Here is a 7139-nt window from a genome sequence, read left to right on the forward strand (position 1 = left end):
GGTCACCCTGTGGCGTTTTCGATAAGAACGAAAAGCTCGTCAGAACTTTCAGTAGGCAAACGGTTAAAGGAGTCTCGGGACGTACAGCCTATCTACGTTGTGGCACAAACAAAGTCGTCAAAGGTAAAAATATCGGTTGGGGCTATCGGCATATCAAAGCTGGCCACATGAACGACTGGAACAACCAGGCGGTATTCTTAGGTGCGAACTGGAGGGACTTCGCGGATTGGGCAACAAACGAAGCCTTAAAATGGTCATGCCTAAAGAAATACCAAAGCGGCAATAAAACTATTCGGTACGGTGGGGTTTATGAACTTCGAGATTCCCGTGGGCGGATCATAAAAAAGTCGGCGTCACGGCATCAGTTTCAGCCACAAATTCCCGTCTCATCACATCTCATCCCGACAGTGTGAACCGAGCTTGCGGTAAATAATCAAGCTTCGCTGGTAAGTTCTAACAAGAAGGGCTATGGCGCATGTGCGCCATAGCCCTTCTCAGTCTTCTGCTTCTATTCTCATACTTGCCCCGTACATGGTTCCCCGTGAACCAGTGAAAGTATGAAGAGCTGCTATCAACTCCGAGAACGCATACTGTTCGCCGCCGGTAAAGCCTCGCGGCATTCTAATCCCGTTCAAACCGGCAAGTTCATTTTCCGTAACCCTCCATTTGACGACCGCCGTGCCATTATCGTCAAAATTGGGATATTCGATATAGATTCCCCACGGAGTTAGGCGAGCTTCATACCCACGTTCGTTCACTAGGTAATCAACATACCTTTGACGCTTAAATGTCTCCATAGAATAATCCTAAGTCCTCCAAGCAAACAATCTAGTTACGGTAGCGAAGATCTCTGATAATGAATTCCGACAGGTTACGATTGCGATGGACCCAAGGATCTTTTTTCGCCACGAACTGTCATTGTTAGAGCTTTCTCACAGTTAGCATCATACGAACCCCAGCAGCGCCAAGGGTTAACTCTGATACCTCCACGTGGTCTTACTCCTTTAAGATGATGTGCCCATGATAGGTGTTCCTCGTGGCCTGGCAAGTGATATTCGCTTATCAGAGGCCATGCACGGGCCACGATCCGCCGTCGAAGGAGAACTCAGGTACCGCAGCTTGTGGCTTGTGTGCGGGAGGTCGTTTGGTTCCTGCTGTCCACGTGGGTGCAGGAAAAGCAGCGCAGCGATTGGGCTTTTGCTGTGCACAGGTGGGCAGGAGGCTTAACCGCGATGCCCTGGTTTCGTCGCGGTTGATTCGGCTTCGGGTAGGGTTTCCATCCAGCAGGTCGCGTTGATGGCGACTTGGAGCGCTGCTAGGGCTTGGGCGACGGCTTGTTTCGTGTCGGGGTAGTCCTTGTTCCATGAGTCGGTGCTCATGGTGATGCGTCCGGTCTTCGCGAGGTCTTCCAGCTCGTTGGCTAGGGCTTTGAGGTCATCGTAAATTTCTGAGGCGTTGCGGGTCATCGTAAATTTCTGAGGCGTTGCGGGTCATGGCTTATCTCCTGGCCGGGTGGGCGAAAGTGACTAATTTTGAGTAACTGAGTAAATGAGCAACTGAGTAAATGAGTATGGTTGGGTCCCTTTAAGCAGTCCAGCAGCTATGCGATAGCTAACTGATTCTCTCTAACCCACTCATCCCAAAACCGGGACGGCGTCAACCCATCCAAAGACCCATGGGGACGCTCATGATTGTAAATGTCTTTCCATTCATCAGCCAAATACTTCGCTTCCACCATAGTGTCCATAATTTCCCCGGAAAGCTGTTCACGCCGGAACTGCGCATTGAACGACTCGATAAAACCGTTCTGCCAAGGTGAGCCCGGATCGATAAACGCAGTGGACACCCCCACAGTGTTGCACCAATCCACCAGCGCGTCAGCAGTGAACTCAGGCCCGTTATCACACCGCACAAACGTTGGCTGGATCCCAGTTTCAGCAATGATGTCCTCCAAAACAGCCACCACATCAGCAGCTTTAAAAGACCTGCGGGGAATGATCGCCAAAGCGGTCCGCGTGTACTCATCAATGACATTGAAGAACCGGATATGACGGCCACAAGAGGTGACATCCGACTGGAAATCAAAGCTCAGTACATGCATCGGGTACTCGGCGGTCAACCGCTTCTGTTCCCCAGCGTCTGGGCCGGTGCGCCGCTTCTTTCGACGCTTGGGCTTACAGACCAAGCCTTCTTCTCGCCATAATCGTCGGATGCGCTTGCTGTTCAAGACAGTGTCTTTCCATCGTTCGGTGGCCAGCAAGTGCCAGCGGGCTTTGCGCCATCCCCACGTTGGATGCTTAGACGCGACAGCCCTCAAGTCGGCTCGTAGCTGCGCTTCGTCAAAGCTCATCGGTGTTTTTTTCTTACGTAGTGCAGAGCGGTTCTGGCCCAGAACTTGGCAAGCGAAGCGTTCGGACGCCCCGAATTTTTCCATCGCCATCCGTACAGCACGGCGGCGTGGTCCGGGGCTTAGAATTTTCCCTTGGCAACCTCAGTAAGGATGTCATTGGCGAGCATCTGATCAGCGAGCAGCTTCTTGAGGCGCGCGTTTTCCTTCTCTAGCTCCTTGGTACGTTTGCTGGCTTCAGCGTTTTTCTCGGACCCGTACTGGTTGATCCAGCGGTACCAAGTAGCTTCAGTGATCTGAAGTTCCTTGATGACCTCGATCATCGGGTGTCCGTCGTTGAGCATCTTTTGTCCTTGACGGACTTTAGCGATGACCTGGTCTGGTGTGTGTCTGCGTGCCATTGTTTCTGTGATTCCTCCTGTGTCCATTGTCGGACACGAGTACTCACATAGTCACTGGACTACTTTCCGGGGACCCAACCAAGTAAAAACGCATTTGAGTAAGTGAGTGACTTGAATGTTAGTCTTTGAGTAGTTGGCTGGCGCGCTGGAAGCTAATGCCGAGCACTTTTTCAATGTCGCGCACGGTGTAGCCTTCGGCGTGTAGCCCGCGCACGACCCGGCGCGTGTGCTCCGCTGCCGACATGCTCAGTTCGCGGGCCTTGGCGGTTTCTTCGCGGGCCTTGGCCCATTCCCTTTTAGCGGCCTCCGGTAGTTCGTAGGTGACATTGACGGTCACTGCATCCTTGGGCACGTCCAGGATTGCTGCCGCGAGGCTGTCCGCGTACTCCTGCACCTCGCTGAGTTTCTTAGTGGAGGTCACTTGGTCAAGTTCGGGGATGGAAATTTCCCACCACTTGCCGTCCTTCATGGCCACAGCTTCTAGGGTTCGCTGGGAGTGCATCTTATTCCTTTCTGCGGCGGGAGGGCTGATGCCCTCCCGCCGGGGCGGTTACTTCCAGCTCCTCGGGATCTGCGGGAAGATCTTGCTGAGCTGCCGGATGATTCCCGGGGAGGTTTCCTTATGCCTGGGGAGGGCGAAAACTTTGCTTCCATCCGGCGGGGCCCACACGTCGTGTGGCCCTTGCGACCGGATCACGCTCCACCCTTGGGCCGTGAGAAACTTGGTCACTTCCTTGGTTTTCGTTGTTTTCATAACTTTAGTCTAGTCCCCCTAGACTGACAAGTCAATGGGGACTAGACAACATCGGCTATTTTATCCGGCCTGAATCCTGACCAGTGCTCGACCCCCGCGACCACGACCGGGGCTTGCGCATAGCCAAGACTTTTGATGTAGGCGAGCGCGTCATCATTGGCGCTCACGTCCACGGCGCTATAGGCGATTCCAGCGCTTTCTAGGGCACGGTAGGTGGCGTTGCACTGCACGCACGATGGCTTGCTGTAGACAGTGACGGGCGTTTCCATGATTTCCCTCCTTGGGGTTATTCCTGGGCTGTCAGCGCCGCGATTTCTTTGGGGCTGAGCTTATAGGCGAAACTGCACTGTCCAAATTCCTCGGCGGCGATGGTGGCGGCTTCTTCTGAGTCGTAGAAACCGAGAATTTGGGTTACCGGGCAGTTGAGGACGATATAAGGGGCAACGGTACTCATGGGAAATTCCTGCTTTCCGGGCGGTGGCACCCCGCCGCGAGGCGGGGCACCGGGTGCTAGCTAGCCGGCGGGGAGGCCGCGATATTTGGCGGGTAGATCCTCGAACTTCTCGGGCACATCGTCGGGGCCGTCGCTTTGCCCTGTTTTCCAGAACCAATGAGCGTCACGGTCAATGGCTTCTTTGCACGCTTCCAAGGTGTCGAAATATTTGGTGGTGGTGTCACCTTCGACGTAGAGGCCGTAGCCGAAGTGGCGCTTGCCGCCCTTGTTGATCTGGCGGGCGAATCCGATCACGTAGGGCCATGCGCCGAAGTCGTAGCCTTCGGCTCCCCATTGGGCAATGACCGTCCATCCTGCGTTTTCGGCGGTGTCCAAGTAGTCGTAGCCGTCGCCGCTGCGGTCATCGAGGGGCAAGTCTGGCCCGGTGAACGTGGTCTGAGCTGTAGTTTTCATCGCTTTTCCTTTCCCTGGTTCGTTGTCCTCATATCTTTAGTCTACCCCGCCTAGACATCCCTTGTCTAGTAGAGATAGACACTTATTTTTTTGGCAAATGTCCGCCCGTCCGGGAACCTGGGCCGGCTAGAGAATCACTCACGGTGAGGCCATCTTGAAAACTGGGGTTGCGCCCTGGCTGAGCCTTCGCGAGCGTGCCCCAATCCCTTGGACTACCCCTTGTCGATGCCGAAAAAACCCAACCCCTCCACGCGCACCACGGGTTAATGAGTCTTGAACCATGGGGAAATCAGCCGGGAAAACCCCGGGCACAGTTCTATCAAAGTGACTTCTTGGGGATGCATTGCGCTAGTGTCGGTCGCCGTCGCTACGGTAAAGGCTTAGAATGTAGATTCTAAGAAAGTGTGCTGTGATGAAAATTGATCGTATACAGGTTTGCGAGCTGGCGACCCCGCCGCAACGGGTGATCGCTATGGCCCTGGACCGTGTCCCGGCGGGTTACCCTTCCCCAGCCCAGGACTACTCCGATACGAAGATTGATCTATCCGAGATGCTGATCCGTGATCAAGTCTCGACCTTCATTGTGCGGGTGTCTGGTGAGTCGATGCAGGACGCGGGAATCAGCGATGGGGACGAGCTGATCGTTGACCGCAGTGTGCAGCCACGCGATGGGCACGTGGTGATTGCAGTGATCGACGGGGAGATGACCGTCAAACGTCTCTCCACTGGCCCTGCCGGGGTGGTGTTGAAAGCAGAGAACCCGGACTATCCCGATCTGCGCGTAGCGGAACTATCGGATTTCAGGATTTGGGGTGTGGCCACCACATGCCTCCATCACCTCTAGACTCCCCCAACCCGGCACAGCGGGGCGAATACATCGCACATGTTGATGTGAACAGCTTCTATGTCTCCTGCGAACGCGTCTTTGACCCGAAACTCGAAGCCCGCCCGGTAATCGTGCTGTCCAATAATGATGGCTGCGCGGTCGCGCGCAGCAGCGAAGCCAAAGCCCTGGGCGTTGAGATGGGCGCGCCGTGGTTCAAACTCGCTGCCGACGCTGACCGATACTGGTCGCAAAGTCCTCTAATTATGAGCTGTATGGCGAAATGTCGGGGCGGGTCATGAAACTGCTGGCACGGTTCTCTGCTTGGGTGGAGATCTATTCCATCGACGAAGCCTTCCTCGGCGTGAGCGGCACGCTCGATGAGCTGCAAGCCCTGGGTGAGCAGATCAAGGCCGAGGTGTTCCGGCTGACCGGGTTGCCGGTCTGTGTGGGCATCGCCAAAACGAAGACCTTGGCCAAACTTTCGAACCAGTGCGCCAAAAAACTCAGTGTGCTAGGCGGGGTGTGCGTCTGGGACCGCGCCCCACGGACCACCACCGAAAACCTGTTAGCCCGCCTTCCGACGGTCGAAATCTGGGGCATCGGTCCCCGTCTGACTAAACGGTTGCGGGGCTTGGGGATATGGACGGCAAAAGAGCTGCGGGACGCCGATGAGGTGCGTATCCGGGATAAGTTCTCCATTGTGCAGATGCGCACCGTTTTGGAGTTGCGCGGTATCCCATGTATCCCGATGGAGGAAGAACGGGTGATCAAAGATCAGCTGATCTTCTCTCGCAGCTTCTCTGATCCGGTCACTGATCGGGTGGGGATGGAGCAGGTGATGGGGATTTATGCGCAGCAAGCCTCTGCAAGATTGCACAAGCACCAGAAGCAAGCCAGAATTCTCAGTGCGTGGGCGATGACCAGCTATTTCAACCAGCATCAGGATCACCAGCCAGCCATTACGGTGAAGCTACCTGGGCCGACGGCTGATCCGGTGGTTCTCACCAAGGCAGCCAAGCAACTACTCCCCCAGATCCTGGTCGGGGTGAAGTACGCCAGGGCTGGTGTGGTGGTCATGGATCTGCAGCCGGTGGCGATGCAGGACACGTTCGTGCCTTTCGTGTCAGCGCATGAGGCGAAACAGATCGGCCCGTTGATCCAGCAGATCCGTAGCGAGCACGGGGTGAAAGCTATTGGTTTAGGCGCTGCAGGACTGCAGCAAGGGCCAGCTTGGGAAATGCGCCGGGAGATGATCAGCCCTCGCTACACCACCCATTGGAAGGAGCTGATGACTGTGAAAGCCGCTTAGGGGTGACGATGCCGATATACAGCGATCGCAGATTTTTTGGCTGCCACCGATGGATGAGTAAATATGATTGCAACTACCAGAAGAACAGTAATCATCCCTGCATAGGTAATAAGAAGTTCTTTTCCCAGATAGGCTCCCGAGGCACTAGCGGTTGCGATCGTGATCGCGATGAAAGTTAGAAATATTGTCAGTACCGTGACAATCTGCTTAAAGTTGCTGCTCTCAAACTCAACTTTTGCAAGTAAATGCTCAAATGGTTCGGTCATCGGCGGTTCACCCACGGCAACCAATTGTTCGTTGACGTACTTCGCGTACTTTTCTTTGAGTCCTTCGGAGGCTCTGCGGTTCATCGGCGTTCTTCTCTCTACTCGGAACATTAGCTATGAGCAGGAAGCGTGGCTCGTGAACAGTTCCCGGATCTTCCTCGCGGTGTTCTTCGGTTTGGCTCAACGTCACTACACACTGTTGAGAGGCCGCGCAGGGGTCACACTCGCTTGTGGCGATTGAACTCCCCTGTCTGTCAGGATCAAGTGAGACCAGCCACTCATAGCAACCCCCGCCTCACCCCAGACAGGGCGAGAACAGGAAACTCAGC

At 55.0% G+C, this 7139-nt stretch carries 11 protein-coding genes and 1 pseudogene; 3 read left to right on the plus strand and 9 right to left on the minus strand.

Features of this window, described 5'->3' with window-relative positions; all coding sequences use genetic code 11:
* Positions 1 to 413 (plus strand): hypothetical protein (locus tag ACT3UA_RS18530; RefSeq protein ID WP_444617812.1); only part of this gene is annotated, 413 nt, incomplete at its 5' end.
* A gap of 81 nt (positions 414 to 494) precedes the next feature.
* On the opposite strand, the gene ACT3UA_RS18535 is transcribed toward ACT3UA_RS18530, so the two are convergent.
* From ACT3UA_RS18535 to ACT3UA_RS18570, 8 genes are all read right to left on the minus strand, one after another.
* Positions 495 to 797: a hypothetical protein gene (locus tag ACT3UA_RS18535; protein ID WP_013350251.1), complete on the minus strand. Its 303-nt coding sequence runs from the start codon at positions 795 to 797 to the stop codon at positions 495 to 497.
* A 426-nt stretch (positions 798 to 1223) separates the two neighbouring features.
* Positions 1224 to 1466, minus strand: a complete 243-nt coding sequence (locus ACT3UA_RS18540; protein WP_096288488.1) for a hypothetical protein — start codon at positions 1464 to 1466, stop codon at positions 1224 to 1226.
* A gap of 134 nt (positions 1467 to 1600) precedes the next feature.
* Positions 1601 to 2748 (minus strand): IS3-like element ISAar3 family transposase gene (locus tag ACT3UA_RS18545; protein ID WP_443444259.1). Its coding sequence is split into 2 segments (ribosomal slippage): positions 1601 to 2475 and positions 2475 to 2748, totalling 1149 coding nucleotides; the frame shifts between segments, so codons are not numbered across the junction.
* A gap of 118 nt (positions 2749 to 2866) precedes the next feature.
* Positions 2867 to 3250, minus strand: a complete 384-nt coding sequence (locus ACT3UA_RS18550) for a hypothetical protein (protein WP_096288484.1) — start codon at positions 3248 to 3250, stop codon at positions 2867 to 2869.
* A 48-nt stretch (positions 3251 to 3298) separates the two neighbouring features.
* Positions 3299 to 3502 (minus strand): type II toxin-antitoxin system HicA family toxin, encoded by a 204-nt coding sequence (locus ACT3UA_RS18555; protein WP_096288482.1) that lies wholly within the window; start codon positions 3500 to 3502, stop codon positions 3299 to 3301.
* A 41-nt stretch (positions 3503 to 3543) separates the two neighbouring features.
* Entirely contained in the window at positions 3544 to 3771 is a 228-nt protein-coding gene (gene nrdH / locus ACT3UA_RS18560; RefSeq protein ID WP_096288479.1) for a glutaredoxin-like protein NrdH, read from the minus strand.
* Positions 3772 to 3788: 17 nt separating this feature from the next.
* Positions 3789 to 3956 carry a hypothetical protein gene (locus tag ACT3UA_RS18565; RefSeq protein ID WP_176484274.1) on the minus strand — a complete coding sequence of 56 codons (168 nt, stop codon included), beginning with the start codon at positions 3954 to 3956 and terminating at the stop codon, positions 3789 to 3791.
* A gap of 60 nt (positions 3957 to 4016) precedes the next feature.
* Positions 4017 to 4409: a hypothetical protein gene (locus tag ACT3UA_RS18570; RefSeq protein WP_096288477.1), complete on the minus strand. Its 393-nt coding sequence runs from the start codon at positions 4407 to 4409 to the stop codon at positions 4017 to 4019.
* A 472-nt stretch (positions 4410 to 4881) separates the two neighbouring features.
* Here ACT3UA_RS18570 and ACT3UA_RS18575 point away from each other — a divergent pair, with 472 nt between their 5' ends.
* Both ACT3UA_RS18575 and ACT3UA_RS18580 read left to right on the plus strand, forming a co-directional pair.
* Positions 4882 to 5253, plus strand: coding sequence for a LexA family protein (locus ACT3UA_RS18575; protein ID WP_229777474.1), 372 nt, complete (start codon positions 4882 to 4884; stop codon positions 5251 to 5253).
* Positions 5235 to 6544, plus strand: a pseudogene (locus ACT3UA_RS18580) (Y-family DNA polymerase). Before ACT3UA_RS18575 ends, ACT3UA_RS18580 begins: the two are co-directional and overlap by 19 nt.
* On the opposite strand, the gene ACT3UA_RS18585 reads toward ACT3UA_RS18580, so the two are convergent.
* Complete coding sequence (locus ACT3UA_RS18585) at positions 6541 to 6894, minus strand: hypothetical protein (protein ID WP_096288473.1); 354 nt, start codon at positions 6892 to 6894, stop codon at positions 6541 to 6543. The pseudogene ACT3UA_RS18580 and the gene ACT3UA_RS18585 overlap by 4 nt on opposite strands.
* Positions 6895 to 7139 lie beyond the last annotated feature (245 nt).

The organism is Glutamicibacter sp. 363 (assembly GCF_052379505.1).
GTDB lineage: Bacteria > Actinomycetota > Actinomycetes > Actinomycetales > Micrococcaceae > Glutamicibacter.

Bases quoted from the DNA above. Each gene is read 5' to 3' on its own strand.
- ACT3UA_RS18535 (WP_013350251.1), bottom strand. From the start codon at position 797: ATGGAGACATTTAAGCGTCAAAGGTATGTTGATTACCTAGTGAACGAA.
- ACT3UA_RS18540 (WP_096288488.1), bottom strand. From the start codon at position 1,466: ATGACCCGCAACGCCTCAGAAATTTACGATGACCTCAAAGCCCTAGCC.
- ACT3UA_RS18550 (WP_096288484.1), bottom strand. From the start codon at position 3,250: ATGCACTCCCAGCGAACCCTAGAAGCTGTGGCCATGAAGGACGGCAAG.
- ACT3UA_RS18555 (WP_096288482.1), bottom strand. From the start codon at position 3,502: ATGAAAACAACGAAAACCAAGGAAGTGACCAAGTTTCTCACGGCCCAA.
- nrdH (WP_096288479.1), bottom strand. From the start codon at position 3,771: ATGGAAACGCCCGTCACTGTCTACAGCAAGCCATCGTGCGTGCAGTGC.
- ACT3UA_RS18565 (WP_176484274.1), bottom strand. From the start codon at position 3,956: ATGAGTACCGTTGCCCCTTATATCGTCCTCAACTGCCCGGTAACCCAA.
- ACT3UA_RS18570 (WP_096288477.1), bottom strand. From the start codon at position 4,409: ATGAAAACTACAGCTCAGACCACGTTCACCGGGCCAGACTTGCCCCTC.
- ACT3UA_RS18575 (WP_229777474.1), top strand. From the start codon at position 4,882: ATGGCCCTGGACCGTGTCCCGGCGGGTTACCCTTCCCCAGCCCAGGAC.
- ACT3UA_RS18585 (WP_096288473.1), bottom strand. From the start codon at position 6,894: ATGAACCGCAGAGCCTCCGAAGGACTCAAAGAAAAGTACGCGAAGTAC.